This window comes from Rhizobium sp. BK591 (assembly GCF_014195045.1).
GTDB lineage: Bacteria > Pseudomonadota > Alphaproteobacteria > Rhizobiales > Rhizobiaceae > Rhizobium > Rhizobium anhuiense.
In genome coordinates this window covers 44,309-63,626 of sequence record NZ_JACIAZ010000003.1, presented here as the reverse complement: position 1 = coordinate 63,626, position 19,318 = coordinate 44,309, and the positions used below count along the sequence as shown (strand labels likewise).

The 19,318-nt window shown below is 60.7% G+C and carries 18 protein-coding genes; 6 read left to right on the top strand and 12 right to left on the bottom strand.

Going from position 1 to position 19,318, the window contains the following annotated elements:
* The first annotated feature begins 1 nt into the window (after window position 1).
* Window positions 2-1,243 (top strand): RNA polymerase sigma factor, encoded by a 1,242-nt coding sequence (locus tag FHX10_RS13325; protein WP_127430681.1) that lies wholly within the window; start codon window positions 2-4, stop codon window positions 1,241-1,243.
* Here the strand turns inward: FHX10_RS13325 and FHX10_RS13320 are convergent.
* Complete coding sequence (locus FHX10_RS13320; protein ID WP_063474218.1) at window positions 1,211-2,173, bottom strand: lysylphosphatidylglycerol synthase domain-containing protein; 963 nt, start codon at window positions 2,171-2,173, stop codon at window positions 1,211-1,213. The genes FHX10_RS13325 and FHX10_RS13320 overlap by 33 nt on opposite strands.
* A 180-nt stretch (window positions 2,174-2,353) precedes the next feature.
* Between FHX10_RS13320 and FHX10_RS13315 the strand changes: the two genes are divergently transcribed.
* The 4 genes from FHX10_RS13315 to FHX10_RS13300 all read left to right on the top strand — a co-directional run bounded on the left by FHX10_RS13315 (window position 2,354) and on the right by FHX10_RS13300 (window position 7,999).
* A complete protein-coding gene (locus FHX10_RS13315) occupies window positions 2,354-3,847 on the top strand; it encodes a glycosyltransferase family 39 protein (RefSeq protein WP_183908349.1) in 1,494 nt (497 codons plus the stop codon).
* 137 nt (window positions 3,848-3,984) lie between these two features.
* Entirely contained in the window at window positions 3,985-5,001 is a 1,017-nt protein-coding gene (locus FHX10_RS13310; RefSeq protein WP_028755911.1) for a glycosyltransferase family 2 protein, read from the top strand.
* Window positions 5,002-5,013: 12 nt separating this feature from the next.
* On the top strand, window positions 5,014-6,513 hold the full coding sequence (locus FHX10_RS13305) for a glycosyltransferase family 39 protein (RefSeq protein ID WP_184389504.1): 1,500 nt from the start codon (window positions 5,014-5,016) through the stop codon (window positions 6,511-6,513).
* 1 nt (window position 6,514) lies between these two features.
* Entirely contained in the window at window positions 6,515-7,999 is a 1,485-nt protein-coding gene (locus FHX10_RS13300; RefSeq protein WP_184389502.1) for an ArnT family glycosyltransferase, read from the top strand.
* Window positions 8,000-8,027: 28 nt separating this feature from the next.
* Here FHX10_RS13300 and FHX10_RS13295 read toward each other — a convergent pair whose 3' ends face one another.
* On the bottom strand, window positions 8,028-8,528 hold the full coding sequence (locus FHX10_RS13295) for a hypothetical protein (RefSeq protein WP_028758845.1): 501 nt from the start codon (window positions 8,526-8,528) through the stop codon (window positions 8,028-8,030).
* Between the two features lie 258 nt (window positions 8,529-8,786).
* Between FHX10_RS13295 and FHX10_RS13290 the strand changes: the two genes are divergently transcribed.
* Window positions 8,787-9,305: a tetratricopeptide repeat protein gene (locus FHX10_RS13290; protein ID WP_028758844.1), complete on the top strand. Its 519-nt coding sequence runs from the start codon at window positions 8,787-8,789 to the stop codon at window positions 9,303-9,305.
* A gap of 220 nt (window positions 9,306-9,525) precedes the next feature.
* On the opposite strand, the gene FHX10_RS13285 is transcribed toward FHX10_RS13290, so the two are convergent.
* The 10 genes from FHX10_RS13285 to FHX10_RS13240 are packed head-to-tail and all read right to left on the bottom strand — an operon-like array spanning window position 9,526 to window position 19,241.
* Window positions 9,526-10,086, bottom strand: coding sequence for a hypothetical protein (locus FHX10_RS13285; protein WP_028758843.1), 561 nt, complete (start codon window positions 10,084-10,086; stop codon window positions 9,526-9,528).
* A 60-nt stretch (window positions 10,087-10,146) separates the two neighbouring features.
* Entirely contained in the window at window positions 10,147-11,451 is a 1,305-nt protein-coding gene (locus tag FHX10_RS13280) for an AAA family ATPase (protein ID WP_184389500.1), read from the bottom strand.
* Window positions 11,452-11,466: 15 nt separating this feature from the next.
* Entirely contained in the window at window positions 11,467-12,411 is a 945-nt protein-coding gene (locus FHX10_RS13275; protein ID WP_184389498.1) for a type II secretion system F family protein, read from the bottom strand.
* 7 nt (window positions 12,412-12,418) lie between these two features.
* A complete protein-coding gene (locus tag FHX10_RS13270; protein WP_028758840.1) occupies window positions 12,419-13,372 on the bottom strand; it encodes a type II secretion system F family protein in 954 nt (317 codons plus the stop codon).
* On the bottom strand, window positions 13,369-14,817 hold the full coding sequence (locus FHX10_RS13265; protein WP_028758839.1) for a CpaF family protein: 1,449 nt from the start codon (window positions 14,815-14,817) through the stop codon (window positions 13,369-13,371). The genes FHX10_RS13270 and FHX10_RS13265 overlap by 4 nt, the downstream gene beginning before the upstream one ends.
* Window positions 14,818-14,836: 19 nt before the next feature.
* Window positions 14,837-15,376, bottom strand: coding sequence for a L,D-transpeptidase (locus FHX10_RS13260; protein ID WP_184389497.1), 540 nt, complete (start codon window positions 15,374-15,376; stop codon window positions 14,837-14,839).
* Window positions 15,373-16,515, bottom strand: a complete 1,143-nt coding sequence (locus FHX10_RS13255; RefSeq protein ID WP_184389495.1) for a pilus assembly protein — start codon at window positions 16,513-16,515, stop codon at window positions 15,373-15,375. Before FHX10_RS13255 ends, FHX10_RS13260 begins: the two co-directional genes overlap by 4 nt.
* A 28-nt stretch (window positions 16,516-16,543) precedes the next feature.
* Window positions 16,544-17,170: a TadE/TadG family type IV pilus assembly protein gene (locus FHX10_RS13250; protein WP_184389494.1), complete on the bottom strand. Its 627-nt coding sequence runs from the start codon at window positions 17,168-17,170 to the stop codon at window positions 16,544-16,546.
* Complete coding sequence (locus FHX10_RS13245; protein ID WP_063474209.1) at window positions 17,164-17,643, bottom strand: TadE/TadG family type IV pilus assembly protein; 480 nt, start codon at window positions 17,641-17,643, stop codon at window positions 17,164-17,166. The genes FHX10_RS13250 and FHX10_RS13245 overlap by 7 nt, the downstream gene beginning before the upstream one ends.
* Window positions 17,640-19,241, bottom strand: a complete 1,602-nt coding sequence (locus tag FHX10_RS13240) for a TadE/TadG family type IV pilus assembly protein (protein WP_184389492.1) — start codon at window positions 19,239-19,241, stop codon at window positions 17,640-17,642. The genes FHX10_RS13245 and FHX10_RS13240 overlap by 4 nt, the downstream gene beginning before the upstream one ends.
* Between the last annotated feature and the right edge of the window lie 77 nt (window positions 19,242-19,318).

Genomic DNA, 19,318 nt, shown 5'->3' with positions numbered 1-19,318 from the left:
GTTGGAACGCGTGATCGAGGAGATCTATCGAACGCAGTCGCGCCGGGTGCTGGCGACGCTGATCCGCCTGCTCGGCGATTTCGACCGGGCGGAGGAAGCGCTGCACGACGCCTTCGCTGCGGCCGCCCGGACATGGCCAACGGACGGCATTCCCGGCAATCCCTTCGCCTGGCTCGTTTCGACGGGACGCTTCAAGGCGATCGACACGATCCGGCGGCGGGCGCGTTTCGATGCTTCGCAGCATCACATCGAAGACAGCCTCTACTCCCCCGACGCAACGGAGATCGGCGACATGGAACCGATCGAGGACGACATGCTGCGGCTGATCTTCACCTGCTGCCATCCGCTCATTCCGGCCGATGCGCAGATGGCGATGGCACTCAGAGAAATCTGCGGACTGACCACCGAAGAGATCGCCCATGCCTTCCTCATTCCGGCGCCGACGGTGGCGCAGCGGATCGTGCGCGCCAAGGGCAAGATCCGCGCGGCGAAAATCCCCTACGAGGTGCCGGGCCGCGAAGCGCTGCCGCCGCGGCTCGACCGGGTGCTACACGTCATCTACCTCGTCTTCAACGAGGGCTATTCCGCCTCTTCGGGCGAAGACGTGGTCCGCGCCGACCTGACCGCAGAGGCGATACGTCTGGCGCGGCTGCTTCTGGCGCTGCTGCCGCATCCCGACGTCTCCGGCCTGCTGGCTTTGATGCTGCTGCAGGACTCCCGCCGCGCCGCCCGCCGCGGCGAAGAGGGATCGCTGGTGCTGCTTGCCGATCAGGACCGCTCGCTCTGGGATCATGCGAAGATTAGGGAAGGCCTGGCGCTACTCAAGGAGGCGATGCGGGCGGGAGAGATCGGCACCTATACGCTGCAGGCGGCGATCGCCGCCGAGCATGCCAGGGCGCCGGCTGCCGAAGAGACCGACTGGCGGCGGATCGCCTTTTATTACGATCTGCTTCTGGCGGCCCAGCCCTCCCCGATCGTCGAGCTCAACCGCGCCGTGGCGATCGCGATGGCGGACGGGCCGGCAAAGGGGCTGGAACTGATCGATGCCATTCTGGCCCGCCGGGAGCTGCAGGCCTATCACCTCGCCCATTCGGCGCGCGCCGATTTCCTGCGCCGTCTCGGCCGGAGACAAGAGGCGATCGCCGCCTATGAAACGGCGCTGTCGCTCTGCCGGCAGGAGCCGGAGCAGGCGTTTCTGAGAAAACGGATTTCAGAGCTTGCCGCGGCGTCCGAGCGGCAGTGAGATCGCCGTGCCGGTGAGCGCCGAGACGATGATCAGCAGGTGGGCATTGATGCTCGCCTGCGCCAGCGCGGCCAGAGCCATCCGCTCGCTCGAGGCACCGAGAGCGATGGCGCCGGCGGTGATGCCGGCCGGATAGGTGCCGACGCCGCCCGGCGCATGCATCGGCAACACGGAGGAGAGCTCGCCGCCGAGCGCGCCGCCGAAGCTTGCCGCCATCGGCGACACGCCCATCAGGCCGAGCGCCCAGGCAAGCACCATCACCTTCACCAGCCAGTTGACGATGGTCATCGCCCAGGCGCGCGCAAAGGCCACGGCATCGAGCGGCAAACCGTTTTCGATCTCGGCGACGAATTTCTGCGCCTTATTAGGCAGCAGCCGGGCGGCGAGGCGCAGCAGCGGCTTGCGGGCGGCAAAGGCTGCGACCGGCAACAGCAGAAAGGCGGTCCAGAGCGACCAGGCAACAGCCGCATTGGCGGCGGCGACGGCAAAGCCGATGCCGGCGGCGGCCAGAAGCGCGTGCAGGTCGAGCAGCCGCATGACGAAGAGCGCCGAGGTTCCGCGCGTCAGCGGAATGCCGAATTCGGTGCGCATCAGCAGCGGAAAGCTGGTCTCGCCGGTGCGGAAGGGCAGCATGATGTTCAAGAGGTTGTGGATCTGCGTGACGCGGAAGAGGACGGCGAACCGGCCGGCCGTTTCCTTTGGAAAATAATCATAGATGCGCCAGGTGCGCAGGAAATAGGTGCTCGTCAAAAGCACGAGCGCGCCGATCACCGGACCGGCGCCGACATCGGCCCATTGCCTGATGATGACGGGCCACCCCCAGAACCATTGGATGAAGAGCGCATAGGCTGCGACGATGACGACCGTCAGAATGGTCATGCGATTGCGCATAAACCAGGATTGCCGGCTTTCAACGATCGAGCTCTTCATGTAGTAGGCATTCCTCGCTTGGGTCGGCATGGGACCGGTCCCGTCGCCAGGCCTTTTAAGAGAAATGCAGGTTGCGCACAACGGCGGAGTTGATGGCGATGGAGGCGAAGGCGCCTTCCCGCCGACGATCCGGGCGCTGACCGGTATATGATACGCCTTGCCGGCTTGACGTGGAGATCGATGTTGGAGCGGATTACCAGAAGCATTACGAGCGCCAGCATGTTTCTGGCAGTCTATTTCCTGCTGAACATCGCGCTGCGCATCGCCTTGCCTCATACGCTCGATCTCGACGAGGCGGAGCAATCTTTCTACTCACAATACCTGCTTGCCGGCTATGGCCCGCAGCCGCCTTTCTATAACTGGATACAATATGCCATCGTTTCGGTGACCGGCATATCGATGTGGGTGCTGTCGGTGCCGAAGAACATCATTCTCTTCGGCTGCTATCTGTTCTACGGGCTTGCAGCCCGCGAGGTGCTAAAGGGCCGCTCGCTCGCAGCCGTCGCCATGCTGAGCCTGATCACTCTGCCGCAAGTGGGTTTGATGGCGCAGCGCGAATTGACGCATACCGTCGCGCTGCTGTTTGCAACCTCGCTTTTCCTCTTCGGCTTTTTCCGCACGCTGCGCCAGCCGACGATCGGGAGCTACCTGATCATCGGCATCGCCACCGGCATCGGGCTGATCTCGAAATACAATTTCGCCATCCTGCCGGCTGCCGCCCTGATCGCCGTGCTGCCGGACCGGAAATGGCGCGGCCGTCTGATCGACTGGCGTTTGCTGCCGGCGGTCGTCCTCGCCATTCTGATCGTGCTGCCGCATGCGCTCTGGCTGCCTGACAATCTCGCCAGCGCCTCTGCGCCGACACTGGAGCGGATGACCGCCGAAGACCTGGCCCCCGCCGGCCTGCCGCGCATCGGACAGGGGTTGCTGTCTCTCGTCATCGCCGTCCTCGGCTTCGTCGCATTGCCGATCGTTCTCCTCGCGGCCGCCTTCCGGCGCGATTTCTTTCGCGCGCTCTCCTCGTCCAGCCCGATGATCCGGGTGATCGAGCGGATGATGGTCATCAGCCTGGTCGCCTTCGTCGGCGTGGTCCTTTTTGCCGGCGCCAGTGATATCCACGAGCGCTGGCTCGACCCGTGCCTGCTCGTCCTGCCGCTTTATCTGTTCCTGAAACTGGAAACCGCCGATCTCGATCTTTCTGCCGGCCTCGCCCGCTTCCGGCCCGTGGTGCCGGTCTTCATGGTCGTCATCCTGTCGATCCTTCTTTTTCGGATCGTCGGCATTCACTACATCGGCACCTATACGAGAACGAACGTACCCTTCTCCGGTTACGTCGCTGAATTGACCGCGACCCGCAAGCCGGTTCTCATCGTGGCGGGGACCAAGTTCGTGGCCGGCAATCTGAGGCTGGCCTTTCCCGATGTTCCCGTCGTGATACCGTTCTTCCCGGGTGTCGGGGTTCCCGAATATGCGACGGCGAAGGGGCCGGTGCTGGTAATCTGGCGCGGTGAGACCGCAGACGACCCGACAATTGCCCCCGGTTTCGCCCGCGATCTCGTCAAATCGGGCATTCATCTGCAAGAGTTGAACACGCTGACGCTGCCCTATCTCTTCGGTGACGGCAAACGTAGCTTCTCCATCGGTTACTCCTGGGTGGAGGGAGGCGCGAAATAGCGCGCCGGCAGCGCAGCCGATTGCTGGGAAACCGCCATTGCCGCTGGCAACCGGCGGACACTTCATGTAGTAGCCTTCCGCAAGCGCGGCGGCAGCAGTAAAGAATACTCGGCCGCCCGGCCTTTTGGAGATGAAAGTTGCAGACAACGGTAGAGCCCATTCGCGACACGAATGATCCGGTACAATCGCTCGAACTGTCGCTGGTCGTGCCCATTTTCAACGAAGAGGAAAGCGTCGGTCCGCTTGTTGAGCGTGTCGCGGCCGCGATGGCCGGCTACCCGCATCGCTGGGAGCTGATCCTCGTCGATGACGGCAGCACCGATGCGACGCTCGTCAACGCCCGCAAGTTTGTCGGACGCGAGGGGCTGGCGCTCAGAATCGTCGAGCTGCAGCGCAACTTCGGCCAGACCGCCGCCATGCAGGCCGGTATCGACACCGCGCGAGGCCGGCTGATCGCGACGATGGACGGCGACCTCCAGAACGATCCGAAGGACATTCCTTCGATGGTCGCCGAACTGGAACGGCGCGAACTCGACCTTTTGGTCGGCTGGCGCAAGAACCGTAAGGACGGTCTGTTCTTGCGCAAGATCCCGTCGTGGTGCGCCAATTACCTGATCGGCCGTATCACCGGCGTCAAGTTGCACGATTACGGCTGCAGCCTGAAGATCTACCGTGCCTCGATCATCAAGCAGGTGAAGCTGATGGGCGAAATGCACCGCTTCATCCCGGCCTGGGTCGCCGGTGTCGTCCCGAGCTCGCGCATCGGCGAGATGGCCGTCACCCATCATGCCCGCGAGCACGGTGTTTCGAAATACGGCATTTCGCGCACCTTCCGCGTCATCCTCGACCTGCTGTCGGTGATGTTCTTCATGCGCTACAAGGCACGGCCCGGGCATTTCTTCGGCTCTCTGGGTCTTGGCCTCGGCGCGGTCGCCATGCTGATCCTGCTCTATCTCGGCTTCGACAAGTTCATCCTGGGCAACGATATCGGAACGCGACCGATGCTGATGGTCGGCGTCGTGCTGCTGCTGTCGTCGGTGCAGATGATCACCACCGGCATTCTGGCTGAGATGATTGCGCGCACCTATTATCGCGACGACGCCTCTCCGAACTACATCGTGCGACAGATCTTCGACGATCACAGCCAAGCCTAAGCCGGCAGCCCGATGCTGGAGCGCGCAACGAGGACGATCAAGACCGCGGGCCTGCTGCTTGCAGCCTATTTCGTGCTCAACATCGTGCTGCGCATCGTGCTTCCGCATTCACTGGAGCTCGACGAGGCCGAGCAATCCTTCTTCTCGCAATATCTGCTGGCCGGCTACGGCCCGCAGCCGCCCTTCTACAACTGGATGCAATATGCCGTCGTTTCGGTGACGGGCATGTCGATCGGCGCGCTTATTGTCCCGAAGAACATCCTCTTGTTCCTGTCCTATCTCTTCTATGGCCTTGCCGGGCAGCGCGTGCTGAAGGACCAGGCGCTTGCCGCCGTCGCCATGCTGGCGCTGATCACCCTGCCCCAGGTCTCCTACATGGCCCAGCAGGATCTGACCCACACGACGGCGCTGCTCTTTGCCAGTTCGCTGTTTCTCTACGGCTTCTTCCGCACGCTCGACCGACCCGATATCGGCAGCTATCTCGTGCTCGGGCTTGCGACCGGCATCGGACTGATCTCGAAGTATAATTTCGCGCTGATGCCCGTCGCCGCCTTGATCGCCATCCTGCCCGATGCCGAATGGCGGCGCAGGGCGCTCGACTGGCGCATGCTGGCCGCAGTCGCCGTTGCGCTCGTCATCGTCCTGCCGCACGCGATCTGGCTGCAGGGCAATCTTGCATTCGCCTCCTCCGACACTCTGGTCAAGATGGCCGCCGGCAGCGAACCGGCCGGCATTGTACGGATCGGCAAAGGCCTTCTCGCCTTTCTCGTCGCCATCATCGCCTTTGCGGCGCTGCCGGTCGCAATCTTCGCCGCCACCTTCCGCCGGGATTTCGTCCGGGCGCTTTCGGCCGGAAACCGCTGGACCGGGATGATGGAGCGGATGATGCTCGCAAGTCTTGCCGGCATAGCTTTGATCGTGCTGTTCACCGGCTCCACCACCGTGCGCGAACGCTGGCTCGACCCGTTCCTGCTGGTGCTGCCGCTCTATTTCCTGGCGAAGATGCAGGCTGCCGACCTCGACCTTGCCGCCGGGCTGCGCCGCTTCCGGCCGGTGCTGCCGGTGCTGATGGCCTGCGTGCTGATCGCGCTCGGTTTCCGTGTCGTCGGCGCCGGGCTGATCGGCATCTACAGCAGGCCGAATGTGCCGATGGCGGGTTTTTCGCGCGATATGACGCGACAGGCTGAACCGGCGCTGGTGATCGCTTCCGATCCCTATATCGGCGGCAACATGCGGCTGCAGCTTCCCGACGTGCCGGTGGTGATCCCGGATTTTCCGGCACCGGGCATTCCGGCCTATGCCGAGGCCAAGGGGCCGGTGCTGATCGTCTGGCGCGGCAAGAAAACGGCGACGGCTGCGGATGCCGTCATGCCGGAGCGGTTTTCATCGGCGCTGACGGCGGCGGGCATCGCACCGCAGGAGATCGGCTCGCTGTCGCTTCCCTATTATTTCGGCCGACCGGGCGACAATTTCGCGCTCGGTTATGGCTGGGTTCGGCCGGAGACCAGATAGGATGACCGAGACCAATCGTCGCGACATCAGTTGGATTTTCGCCCTGCTGGCCGCCTATTTCATGCTTCAGGTCGGCGTACGGCTCGCAACCTCGCATTCGCTCGATCTCGACGAGGCCGAACAGGTCTTCCGCTCGCAATGGCTTGCCGCCGGCTACGGCCCGCAGCCGCCCTTCTACAACTGGCTGCAATACACCGTCTTCCAATTGACAGGCGTCTCGCTTGCCGCCCTTTCGGTGGTCAAGAATCTTCTGCTGTTCATCTCCTACCTGCTCTACGGCCTGACAGCGCGGCTCGTCCTGCGCGACAAGGCGCTGGTGGCGATCGCCACGCTCGGCCTGCTCACCATCCCGCAGATGGTTTTCGAGATGCAGCGCGACCTGACGCATACGGTCGCCGTGTTCTTCTCGGCGGGCATCTTCTTCTACGGCTTCATCCGCAGCCTGAAACAGCCGAGTCTTGCCTCCTATCTGATAGCAGGCGTCGGCATCGGTTTCGGCCTGCTTGCCAAATATAATTTTGCGATCCTGCCGGCGGCAGCCCTCATCGCCGCACTGGCGGATGCGCGTCTGCGGCCGCGGATCTTCGATAGGCGGCTGGTACTGACGGCGGTGGTGGCGCTCATCATCATCCTGCCACATCTGTTCTGGCTGAAGGACAATCTCGATTTCGCCACAGCACGCACCCTGGAGAAGATGACCGCCAGCGGCCATGCGAGCTATCCCGCGCAGGTGGCGATGGGCGTCAGCTCGCTCGCCCTCGCCGTCATCAGCTTTGCCGGATTGACCGTGGCGATATTCGCGATCATTTTCGGCAAAAGCCTTCGTCCGGCGCTCGGCTCCGGCTCGCAATGGACGCAGTTGCTCGAGCGGATGATGCTCGTCTTCCTCATCGGCATTCTGCTTCTGATCGTCTTCGGGGGTGCTGCCGGCATCAAGGATCGCTGGCTGGTGCCGATGCTCTTCATCTTGCCGCTCTATGTCTGCCTGAAGATCGAGGCCGCAGGTGTCACGACCGCCAAGGCATTCCGGCGTTTCATGGCTGTCGTCGCCATCATCATGATCGGCGTACCGGCGGCCCTTTACGGCAGCGTCGCGGCCGCACGTTTCACCGGCCATTACGAGCGGCTGAACAGGCCTTATGCCCCGATGCTGGAAACCCTGCGCCAGCAGGCCGAACCGGCGGCGATCCTTGCCGGCGACAGTCTGCTCGCCGGCAATCTCAGGCAGGATATTCCCGGCGTGCCGGTCCTCTCGGTGGATTATCCCGGTTTCAGCCCGGATCTCTCCGGCCGGCGACCGCTTCTCCTGGTGTGGCTCCTCCCCAAGGACGGCAGCGAAGCACTGCCGCCTGATATGGCGCAATGGCTACAGACCAATCTCGGCGCATCCACGCCTGAGGCATTGGTGATCGACAAGCCCTATTTCTATCAGCGCGGCGACGACCGCTATCGTTTCGGTTATGCCTGGGTCAACCAGCCGGGCTGAACGAAATCAGGATTTTGACCCTTTTCTATCACGCCGATATTGCACGCTTGATGACTGTCAAATGGCAGCAAATGCAAGCCAAAAACACGGATATGAAAAGGAAGGTCCCAAGCGGTTGGGATAGCGGCAGGAACGACCAGTCGCCTCGTTGAAATTGAGGCAACGCAAACTCGGAAAGGCCGGCTTGCGCAACGGCTCCCCGCCCCATAGGCAGACCGGTCGCGATCAGCGCGATATGGGCATGGATGAAGCCTGAACGGGGGTGTCTTTGTGGCTGCATGGCCACTCTGACCCCGAAAATCGATGCAAGCATCAACAGGACCGTGGCGCTCCAAATTCCAATGCCGGGTATCGCCAAAAGCAGATAGATGGGCTCGCGCATGACCGGAAGTATTGTCATGTAAAGCCACCAGGCGGAGGCACTTGAGGGGTGGCTTTCCAGGAGCGGTATGCTGAGTACGAAGATCGATGCTATCGCGTAAGCCAGCGATGGCCCAAGTCGCATCAGCGTGAAAATCGCGATCCACATGCGGCGTTCCATCCGTTGACCTGACGAGCAGGATAGGCGACGTCGATTTGATTTCTACTCAGGAGTCACGAGGCAGATGATGCCTACCTTGGATAGTAGGCATTTTTATCACACTGTCGCATTCCGGCGAAGACCGCCTCTCTCGCTTTTTTGTGAGTATATGCTTAAATTCTTGAGTTGTTAGCTTTTTTTCACGATGATCTCAGGTGAACACATCCGAGTCTTGGGTAAGAATGTCTGATGGGGATCAAATTGCCAATGTTGCAGATCAGAGTTGGAACGAAATGCATCGCGCTTTTGATAGCGACCGGAGCGATTTTAGCTGGTTGCCAGTCATCCAGCGATGGTCTGGCTGCTTATGGCGATAGTGCAAAGACCCTCGAGGATGACTCAGCCGTCGCCTTCTATAAGAACGACGAGTTGATAACCACCGGCAAACTGCAGTTTCAGGAAAAGAACTACGGAAAATCTTACGCCATTTACAAGCGAGCAGTTGACGTTTTTCCGCAGGATCCGGCCGCTTGGCTAGGCTTAGCAGCCTCAGCCGACATGGTTGCCCGCTTCGACACCTCCGACCGCGCCTACCAGCAACTCTCGCGCATGATCGGCAACACCCCGGTCTACTACAACAATATTGGATATTCTCACCTTTTACGCGGCGATTTGCGCACTGCCAGAGGGTATTTCCTGAAAGCCTATGAGCTTGATCCCGGAAACGAAGTCACTGCCCGTAATCTCGAATTGATGAAGAACAGCGTCAATTACGCTCAGCGGTGATCGGCCCTTCGGCGATCGGCAATCTGTGTCGAGATGAGAGCGCCCTTGCCGCGTTGCGAGCATCGGCGCGGCGCCCCTGGCAGCGTCCGGCGATTGCCTTAAAACTGTCGCGCAAAACTGTGCGGCGGCTTGCGGCAGGGAGATCATGTAAAAGCAAAGAGCTGAAGCACGTCACATGAAGCACGTTTGATGCCACGTGCTTTGCAGGTGAAGCCTTTATCTACCGTGCCTTGCGAAGGATGAGCTGGCCTTCCGGCGAGAGTGTTCGTTCGTAACGCGGCAGGTCGCTGACGGCAATGCCCCCGGCTGCGATCGACGCAAGACTGCTATCCGGCATCAGAGTTTCCGCCGGCGCAGCACGGGGTGCGAAATATTGTGCCGGTTCCTTGCCGGGCGCGCTCAGGACCAAAGCGGAACCCATGCGAAGACCGTCTGTGTCGTTGTGCCGTTCGTTGACCACGGCTTTTTGCAGCTCATCCATCCCCTGGCGGATCAGCGCGACGTCGTCGGCCTTGGCATTGTCGTCGATCTTGCGCGACTGCTTTTCAATCTGTCCTTTCAGGCCGTCGATGGACCTTTTCAGCGCGGCGATGGTCTCGCGGCTCTCGCGAACATCCGCCGAGTTTTTGGCGGTATAGATGAGAACGCCGGCATTCACCGGCAGGAGCATCAGGAGCAAACCGATGAGCAGCGGGCTTTTTGAGCCCCTCTGCTCTACTGTTCGCAAATTGCCTGGTTTTGGGCGTTCTGCTTCGACCTCGATACTCGGAATGCTGGTCATTCGTTTACTCCCCCGTAAGTCATCAAATCTACCTGGCCGCGATCGGCGGCAAGTGCGCAATCATTCCGATGTAAACACGCCTTCCCATGCCCGTTCGAGCATTTCGAGCGATGCATTTCTATCTATGCCATTGAAATCACAGTAAGAACCGACAAAATCCAGAAGGTATTTCGGATGATAGCAAGACGCCGGCACATCGCTGTTGTACTTGCGATCATAGAACAGGTTCAGGTCAGGATCGCAGACAGCCAATCCGGTGCCGCTGGCATAGGATTTGAAGATTCTGATATATTCGTCGCGCGACGGCGTGTTCACAAAGATCTTGTACTTGAGTCGCCGCAAGCCCGCCTCGTCGGAAAGGTCCTTCGGTGCGATATTCGTCGAAAATACCACCAGCTCGTCAAAGGGAACCTTGAACTTCTTGCCGGTGTGCAGCGTCAGGAAGTCATATCCGCGCTCGAGCGGCACAATCCAGCGATTGATGAGCGCCTGCGGTGCCACTTGTTGGCGTCCGAAGTCGTCGATGATGAAAACGCCGCCTGATGCCTTTAAGTGTATGGGCGCTTCATAGACATTTGGTCCTTCGTTGAAGGTGAGATCGAGCTGATCGAGGGTCAATTCCCCGCCCGTCTTGATCACCGGACGGCGGCATTCGATCCATCGTTGATCCGCTTTCGGATGAGATTCCGTGTCAGCCTCCGATACGGGGTGATGCACCGCTTCGTCATAGAAATTGATGACATGGCCGCCGACCTCGATGGCATAGGGCACCCAGATCGTTTGGCGAAACAGTTGCGACGTCCGCTCGGCGATGCTCGTCTTTCCGTTGCCGGGCGGTCCATAAAGCAGGATGGAGCGACCGGAGTTGATGGCCGGGCCGAGTTTTTCGACCAGGGCGTGCGAGAGCACCAGCCCGTCAAGGCTGTCGGTCAGCCGCTCCGGGGTCACGCGCTCGTAATGGATGGACTGCAAACCGACTTGCCGGCAGAACGCGTCGAGCGACACCGGCGCCGGCCCGACATATTGGCATTGACGCGACGCCGCGTGGGCATATTCGAACCCCTTCATGGAAAGCGCATATCGAATATCGGATCGCACATCCTCACCAGCCAAGCCGCGAGCCTCGAGATAGGCGAGTTTCACGAGCTCCTTGATCAGGATATTGACGATCACTTTCGGCAATTTCATGCGGTCAGCCAGATGAGATGCCGTGGTCGTATCCTGCTCGGCCGCACATTTTGAGGCCAGCCGAAGCAGGAACGACGGATCCAGTCCGGCTTGTTCGATGCTTGCCGGTGCCATGGGCATACGCGGATCGAGGGAAATGATGGCCTCGTTACGATTCTGTTCGAACGAATACTGCATAGGACCTCGCTTGGCTCAACCGCCGGGTTTCATGCCGATGAGAAGACTGACGACACGGATAACAACGGGTACAAGAACGATGACGAGGCTTACCGGAAAAAGGAACGCGCCGAGCGGCAACAGCATCTTGACCGGCAGGGCGTTTGCCTTTTCCTCCGCGCGCACGATACGGAGGTCGCGCATTTCCTTGCAGTAGACCCGCAACGTCTGCGTTACGCTGGTCCCGAGTTCCTCCGATTGGCGGAACAGAACGGAAAGGGCCCGGGCCTCGTCGATCCTCAGGCGGACGGCAAGGTTGGCGAGTGCCTCGCGCAATCGCCGGCCGCCCCGCACCTCCAGCATCATGATCGAGAGATGCAGGCCGAAGTCCTGCCGCTTGGCAACGAATTCCCGGGCAACGCGGTTCGCCGCCGCCTCGATGCTCATGCCCGCATCGAGGCAGACGATCAGCATATCCATGAAATCGGGAAAGAGGCGGCGGTACTCCCTCTCCTTGGCGGCGCCGCGCCGGTCGATATAGATGTTGACCAGAATAAAGGTCGCACCCGCAGCAAACATGCCAAGGATCAGCGTCACCATCTGCGACATATCAGGCGCGAACCGGTTCAGGGCCCAGACCGCTGCGACCAGCATGCCGATACAGACCACCGCGCGGACCATCTGGAAGGTGGTCACGGCGCCGGCAGCGAAATAGCCCGCCCGGATCAGCCGGTTCTGGGTGGAGTTCACATTGGTGTCACGTCGCGTAATCTCGAAATAGCGACGGATCAGGCGGTTTTCCGCCTCGCCGAGATCGGCAATCGTCGTATCGCCAAGGTGGAACTCATCGCCTGCTGCCGCCGAGCTCTTCGACACCCGGACCGAGACCTCGCGCTGTCGAAAAAACAATTCCGATGCTGCTGCGGAAAAGATCAGCACTGCGAAGAAGACGATGAGGTAAATTCCATACTCACTCGACATAACAGCCTCAGTACTCGAAGTTGACCATCTTGTAGAGAATGACATTCCCGATCGCCATGACGGCCAGCAGCACGCTCACCACCATGGTTCCGTGGCCGCTATCCCAGACGGGATCGAAGTAGGTCGGCGACAACGCCTTGATCATCGCGTAAAGCAGGAACGGATAGAGCGACATGAAGATCGCGGTGATGCGTCCTTCCGAGGAAATCGCCTTGACCTTTGCCTTCAGCATATACCGGTCGCGCAGCGTCTTCGAAAGGTTCTGCAGGATCTCCACGAGGTTTCCGCCGGTTCCGGCCTGTACGCTCAGCGATATCGCAAGCAGGTTCAGATCCTCGACGCCGACCCGGTCCGCCAAGTTCACAAGGGCATCGTCCAGCGTCACGCCGTAGGTGAGTTCATCCGAGAGCAGGCCGAACTCGGTGCCGATCGGATCAGGCATCTCGCGTGCCACCAAAGAAATCGCCGCCGGCAGCGGGTGGCCGGCGGCCAAGCTGCGATTGGCGACATCGAGCGCTTCAGGAAGCTTCAGTTCGAATTTTCTCATGCGGCGCGCCCGGGCGCGCCAGACGATGAGCGCCGGGATGAGGAGACAGATCAGGAGAAAGACAGGGATCCTGAACAGAGTGCTCGGCACGAGGAACCCCGCGGCCAGCCACGTCAAAAGGGCGCCCGCGATCGCGAAGAGAGCAAATCGCCTGGCATCGAACTTGATTCCCGACTGGGCGTAGAACTGCAGCAGCCGCTGCATGATAGGGGTTTGCCGCCAACCGCCGCCGGCCCCGCGCTCCTTCAGCATATCGCTATAGGTCTTGCGATGATCATCGCTGACCTCGAGCAAGCTCAGCCGATGGTTCACGGCGCGGTGTCGTTCCGTGCTCTTGAAGTAGTTGCGCATGATTGCTTCGACCGCAACAAGGGCAGCGGTGAAAACGGCGGCGTAAAGGAGCGTCAGGGTCATTGGACAGGTCCCGTCTGCAGCGGTTTGCCGGGATCAAAAATCGCCACAGGGATCTCGATCCCGAGTTCGGCAAATTCCTCAACGAACCGCGGCCGGATGCCGGTGGCGCGGAATTCTCCATGGATCCGCCCGCCTTCGTCGGTGCCGGTTTTCTTGAATTTCATAATCTCCTGCATCTGCACGACTTCGCCCTCCATGCCGGTGATCTCGGAAATCGAGACGACCTTGCGGCTGCCGTCGCTCAGGCGCTGGACCTGTACGATCATGGTGATGGCGGAGGAGATCTGCGAGCGAATGCTCAACTGCGACATCGGCATCCCTGCCATGCCGACCATCTGCTCAAGCCGACCGACGGCGTCGCGCGGCGTGTTGGCGTGAATTGTTGTCATCGACCCCTCGTGACCGGTATTCATCGCCTGCAGCATGTCGAACGCCTCGTCGCCGCGCACTTCGCCGACGATGATGCGGTCGGGGCGCATGCGCAGGGCGTTTTTCAAAAGCTCGCGTTGCCGGATCTCGTTGCGCCCGTCGAGCGTCGGCGGCCGGGTTTCCAGACGCCCGACATGTGGCTGCTGCAGTTGAAGCTCGGCCGCATCCTCGATGGTGATCAGGCGCTCCCTTGGAGAAATCTGCGACGAGAGAGCGTTGAGCAACGTGGTCTTGCCGGAACCCGTGCCGCCTGAAATGACCATGGACACCTTGCCCTTGACCGCGGCACTGAGAAGGACGCGCATCGCATCGGCCATGGCGCCATATTGCACCAGGCGCTCCATCGTCAGCGGCTTGCGTGTGAATTTGCGAATGGAAACGAGCGGTCCATCGACCGAGATTGGCCGGATGGCGACGTTGACACGCGAGCCATCCTTGAGGCGGGCGTCAACCATCGGCGTTGCCTCGTCCACGCGGCGGCCGACCGCCGAGACGATCTTGTTGATCACCCGAAGCAGGTGGTCCTCGTCTTTGAACCGCACGGCGGTGCCCTCGAGCTTGCCGCTCCGCTCGACATAGACGCTGTTGTAGCCGTTGATGAGAATATCTGCGATTGTATCATCGGCCAGCAGCGGCTCGATCGGTCCAAGCCCGAGCATCTCGTCGGTGATATCGCGGATCAGATCATTGATTTCCTTGGCATTCAGCGGAAAGTTGTTGTTCCGGATATAGTCCTTGACCAACGGCCGGATCTCGGTCGCGATCTCCTCGTTGTCGAGCGTGTCGAGGATCCCGAGGTTGATGCGATCGAGCAGGTAGCGGTGCAGATTGACCCGCTCGGAAACCATGTCCGGCCCGAACGAAGCCTCTTCGCCACTCGCCGTGGCACTGTCGGAGGCCGGTTGGGCAGGCATGTTCTCAACTGCGCCGACCAAAGACAGTTCGGCCGCCTCCAGATCTTCGCGGCTTTCCGGCTCCCGCTGCTTGTAGAAACGCCCGATGATACCGTTCGCCATGTTTCCCGCCCCTGAACTCTTATTTTACAATGACCGTGGAACCGACTTTCACTCTCTCATAGAGATCGATGACGTCGGCATTGCTCATGCGAAAACAGCCCGATGACGCGAAACCGCCGACCGTCGACTGCTCGTTCGTTCCATGAATGCGGTAGAGCGTGTCGGTCCCGCCCTTGTAGAGATAGATCCCGCGAGCACCCAACGGATTGAGCGGACCGGCCGGTACCAGGTCCGGAAGTCCGGCTGCGCGCGCCTTCATCTCGGCAGGCGGGCGCCAGTCAGGCCACTCTGCCTTGCGTCCAACCTTGACGGTACCGCTCCAGCGAAATCCGTCTCGTCCGACTCCGATTTTGTAACGGATCGCGCGTCCATCGGAGATGACGAGATCGAGCGTACGGTTTGCGGTGACGATCACGATTGTCCCGGCCGCGTAGTTCTTTTCGATCGTCACCAGGGCGCTTGTCGTCGGCCCAAGGCTTCGCGGCACAAGCCCGGCTGCCGCGGCGTCGCCGACAGCGGCCAGAATTGCCAAAACTGCAAGGCCGACGATCGCCTTCATCGCACCAGCGCTCCAAGCTTACCGACCGCGCCGCAGAAGCGCGCCCGGGAATTCACCTGAAATGGCAGCACGCCGCGGTTGACCGCCTCGCTCAGAGTATCCCAGTCATCCGCAATGACGTGCGTCGGGATCTCCTTGAAGATCTTTTCCGTTTGTTGTCGGCGCAGGCCGAGCCCGAAAAGCTTGCTGCGGTATTTGTTGATGACGATGAATATCTGATCCGAACTGCCACGCAGCCGAACCAGATTGGCAAACAAATCCTTGGCTTGAGAAAGCGCAGGGACCGTCATTTCGGTGACGATGCAGATGCTGTTGACTGACGCGAGCACCTCGTATTTCCACGGCGTGTCATAATAGGGAACGTCGATGATCGTGTGATCGCTCTCGAAGGCGGCCACGTCGAGCATACGCAGCACGAGTTCCCGCCCCTTCGGCGCCAGAAGGACTGATGGCTGCTTGAAGGACAGCAGTGAAAAGCCCCCCGAATGACGCTTTCGCACCAGATCGATGAATTCCAGATCGACCCGGGAAGGATTGGCGATGACGGGTTTCAAGTCGTAGTCGTTGACGAGGTTGAGATAATAGCCAAGCGCCCCGGAGCAGAAATCCGTGTCGAACAAGTCGATCCGCGGCGTGGAATTCTTGGTCGGCTGGGCCAGCACATGCGCAAGCGACGAAGCGATCATGCTGGCGCCCGCGCCGCCGACGGCCGAGACCACGGCATGCACCCGGCTGTCGCTGGCCCCGGTGCCTGGCGCATGGGTCGAAATCATGTCGATCAAGGCGCGGCGCTCGAGCGGCTTCTTCAGCCAGTCATTGCCGTTAAGACGGAAGAGCAGCCGCAGCATATCGTCCGCTAGGTCTTCGGAAACGACGACGAGCGGAATGTCCCGATAGCTGGCGCGAAACGCGAAAAGCTCCGGCTGGTGCAGCAAGTTCCCATTGTCGACGTCGAGAACGATCAGGTTGAATTGCGTCGGATCGAAACGGCCCTTTTCTGAGAGCGCCTTCAGCGAGAGATGGCGGACATCGTAACGCGAAAGCGACCCGAACGTATCGAGCATGAAGCTCGCTGCAGCCGCGTCGTCGGAGAGAACCAGGATCTTGGTGGATGCGGCAATGTTCATGTGAGCTGTCATTTCGCTTTCCTACGCATAATTTAAGGAGTCAGCAGGTTGAGCACGTCTTTAGATCTTCCGTCGTGATCGTCACCGGATGGGCCGGGATGGTGACGTCGTTCAGTCCCAACAGCCCGCCGAGGATCGGCAGATCGAAGGTGATATTGCGCACCTCCAACCGCATCGTCAGCACGGGCCCGTCCGGCCGGCCCCAATAGCCGAGCCCGGATCGCTGATAGGTGACCATCAGCTTATCCGGCGTGATGCGCCAATTGAGGTCGCAAATGCCGGGGTGAGGATCAGTTCCCGCGTTGCAAACGCCGTCGCTTCCCAGGACGATCCGGTTCAATGCCGCCGTGCTGCAGTTCGCTAGAGCCGGTCCGCAGGTTGAGGATATCGTGGCATCGTTCGGGGCCGCTTTGCCATTGTTGAGCGGATTGGCAGCTTCGATTGGGAAAACGGCAGTGAAATTCGTCGTCAGCGGATCGGATACAGCGGCCAAACGGGCACCATATTGCAGTGCCTTGACCGTCTGGTTCCACTGCGACATGGCATAGCCGAACTCGATGAAGGCGGCGAATACCAGCATGACGATCGGAAAGGTCAGCAATGCTTCGACAAGGCTGGCGCCGCTGCTATCCTGCCAGAAGGTCTTGATCGCCCTAGAGGTCACCATCCGATGTACCTCTCTTCATGGAATGAGCTGATCGTGATGGCGTCGATTCCGAGAAAGCCGAACACCGGCGAGGTCTCGTAGAGATGAGCAGTGGAAATGGTGATATTCCCATCCGCATCGGGTGCAGTGATGGTGATGTCGGCAGCATCCTTCCAGCCGGGGACACGGGGTATAGCGCCCGCCGCAGGTGTTTGCGTTCCGTAAAAGGCGATCGTCTTCGCAGTCGCCTGATTGCATGTCGGCACATAGGTTCCCGACACCGGCCGGCATCGCGAAAGGTAACGCCCCGCATCGCGCAAGCCTGCGTCGATCTGCATCCGCTCCCAGAAGATGCTGCCAAACTCCAGTATCCCCGCCGCAAAGAGCGTCACAAAGGGGATGGCGAGTAGCGCTTCGGCAAGCACCGCGCCTTCCTCCCGCCGCCAGAAGCCGAGGCAAAGCCGATGCCGGATAAAGTTGCGGAGCGCCATCATCTGACCAGCTCCGCTTCTTCCCGCAGGAATTCGTCGAGCGTACCGCGACCACCCTTGCCGGTGATGTCGATCATCTCCAGGGAAAGGTATCGTTCGCCGGCATCCTTTATCGCCGGCTTGGTCAGGAACATGCGCGCGAAGGCCACAGCGCGCGTGGCCTTATGACCGTTCAAATGGCCGACCGAGGCTTCATAGCCGCAATTGACGATGGCTGAGAAGATCTCGCGGCGATCACCGTATTCGGCCGCCGTATAGTTCGAAAGGTCCGGGCCGGTGTAGCACTGGCCGCCGGTTGCCGGTGTCCCGGTCTCACCATTGGCCGAGGCATGGCTGATGAGAGACGGGTTTGCGAGCTCGTAACGATAAACATCGTAAGCAGAGGGTTGGCTTGGCGTTCCGGTCGGCGCCGGATAACTGGAGTGGCTGCCGAGGACGGTGCTCACCGAGGGCGCGGCCGTTCCCTGCGCGACATTCCAATATGTCATGTACTGCCAATTGTTGCTGCTGCTGATCTTGCCGCCGGCAAGCGAGGTCATGGACGCTCCGTAGCCGAGCGGCAAAGCCTTGGTGGCATCGCCGACAACGGCTCCGACCGTGACCGGATCATAAGTATCGCAGCCCTTCTTTCCCTTGCCGCTGATCGACTGGGCGGAGCGTATGTTTTGGGCCGGTCGGTAACGATAGTCGCCGTTCGCCTTGTTGAACGACGAGGAGTAAAAACCGAAGCGCGTATTCACGCCGTCCTCGACTGGCCCCGCCTTTGCGCCGGTCTCCGTATCGAGGCTGTCCTGCGTGTAGCAGGTACCCGGATTGCCGGTGGCGAGAGCCTCCGCCAGCACGGACGCACCATTGCCCAAGGGGGTCCGCAGGAACCCGAAATTGCCGGGACCGGGATTGGACGCCGAGGTGCTGTGAAGCTCGATCTGTCGCCCGTAGAGATTGCCGGCGGCAAAATTGGTGTGCAGGGCCGCGGCTGCAACTTCGCTGGCGCTTTCACTCGTGTTGCCCGCCGGCTCGAACGGATTGCAGATAAAGATCGGCGTCACGTCGCAGGCGCTGGCGTGGTATACCGCCACGGCGTCGGCGGCGATATTGATCGTATCGCGGGTGAAGCCAACCGGGATCGGAAAGATCGTCGTCATCGCCTGCGGCTTGGCGATGACCCAGGCGTAGGACGCTTCGCTGGCCGTGGTCGTTTGCATTGAAGACGGGATGGGCGTGTCGTCGTTGGCCGGAATGCTCTTCAGAAAATGTACGGCGACCGTGCTCCCGGCATCGTTGCCGGCGTGGTAGGCCACAGTAATATGCGAGCCAAGCGACATGCCGGTCCCGCCCCCGGAAAAAGCCGCGCTATTGGCGATTTTCTCGATCGCCGTCTGCGCCCTCGAAATGGCATCATCACGGCCATCGAGTTCGCGGGCTCCGGCTAGCGCCATCGCATCGACCGCGTTCTGGAGATCGGTATGCAGGTTGCTGCTGCGGCCGACATCGATGATCAGCAGCGAAAAGCCGAGAAGCATCGGCATGGCGATGAGCGTCAAGGCGATGACATAGCCACGATGATCGTTCCAGAACCGTCTGATAACCCTGCTCAGCATTGGCATACCCCCATCGCGGCGCTATCGCCGTGACGACCCTGTTTCGTGCATTTCCCCTTCCGGCGCGCTGCCGCCGT

Excerpts from the sequence above, each read along its gene's own strand:
- FHX10_RS13320 (WP_063474218.1), bottom strand. The coding sequence starts at position 2,173 with ATGAAGAGCTCGATCGTTGAAAGCCGGCAATCCTGGTTTATGCGCAAT.
- FHX10_RS13315 (WP_183908349.1), top strand. The coding sequence starts at position 2,354 with ATGTTGGAGCGGATTACCAGAAGCATTACGAGCGCCAGCATGTTTCTG.
- FHX10_RS13305 (WP_184389504.1), top strand. The coding sequence starts at position 5,014 with ATGCTGGAGCGCGCAACGAGGACGATCAAGACCGCGGGCCTGCTGCTT.
- FHX10_RS13300 (WP_184389502.1), top strand. The coding sequence starts at position 6,515 with ATGACCGAGACCAATCGTCGCGACATCAGTTGGATTTTCGCCCTGCTG.
- FHX10_RS13295 (WP_028758845.1), bottom strand. The coding sequence starts at position 8,528 with ATGTGGATCGCGATTTTCACGCTGATGCGACTTGGGCCATCGCTGGCT.
- FHX10_RS13290 (WP_028758844.1), top strand. The coding sequence starts at position 8,787 with ATGTTGCAGATCAGAGTTGGAACGAAATGCATCGCGCTTTTGATAGCG.
- FHX10_RS13285 (WP_028758843.1), bottom strand. The coding sequence starts at position 10,086 with ATGACCAGCATTCCGAGTATCGAGGTCGAAGCAGAACGCCCAAAACCA.
- FHX10_RS13280 (WP_184389500.1), bottom strand. The coding sequence starts at position 11,451 with ATGCAGTATTCGTTCGAACAGAATCGTAACGAGGCCATCATTTCCCTC.
- FHX10_RS13275 (WP_184389498.1), bottom strand. The coding sequence starts at position 12,411 with ATGTCGAGTGAGTATGGAATTTACCTCATCGTCTTCTTCGCAGTGCTG.
- FHX10_RS13270 (WP_028758840.1), bottom strand. The coding sequence starts at position 13,372 with ATGACCCTGACGCTCCTTTACGCCGCCGTTTTCACCGCTGCCCTTGTT.
- FHX10_RS13265 (WP_028758839.1), bottom strand. The coding sequence starts at position 14,817 with ATGGCGAACGGTATCATCGGGCGTTTCTACAAGCAGCGGGAGCCGGAA.
- FHX10_RS13260 (WP_184389497.1), bottom strand. The coding sequence starts at position 15,376 with ATGAAGGCGATCGTCGGCCTTGCAGTTTTGGCAATTCTGGCCGCTGTC.
- FHX10_RS13255 (WP_184389495.1), bottom strand. The coding sequence starts at position 16,515 with ATGACAGCTCACATGAACATTGCCGCATCCACCAAGATCCTGGTTCTC.
- FHX10_RS13250 (WP_184389494.1), bottom strand. The coding sequence starts at position 17,170 with ATGGTGACCTCTAGGGCGATCAAGACCTTCTGGCAGGATAGCAGCGGC.
- FHX10_RS13245 (WP_063474209.1), bottom strand. The coding sequence starts at position 17,643 with ATGATGGCGCTCCGCAACTTTATCCGGCATCGGCTTTGCCTCGGCTTC.
- FHX10_RS13240 (WP_184389492.1), bottom strand. The coding sequence starts at position 19,241 with ATGCTGAGCAGGGTTATCAGACGGTTCTGGAACGATCATCGTGGCTAT.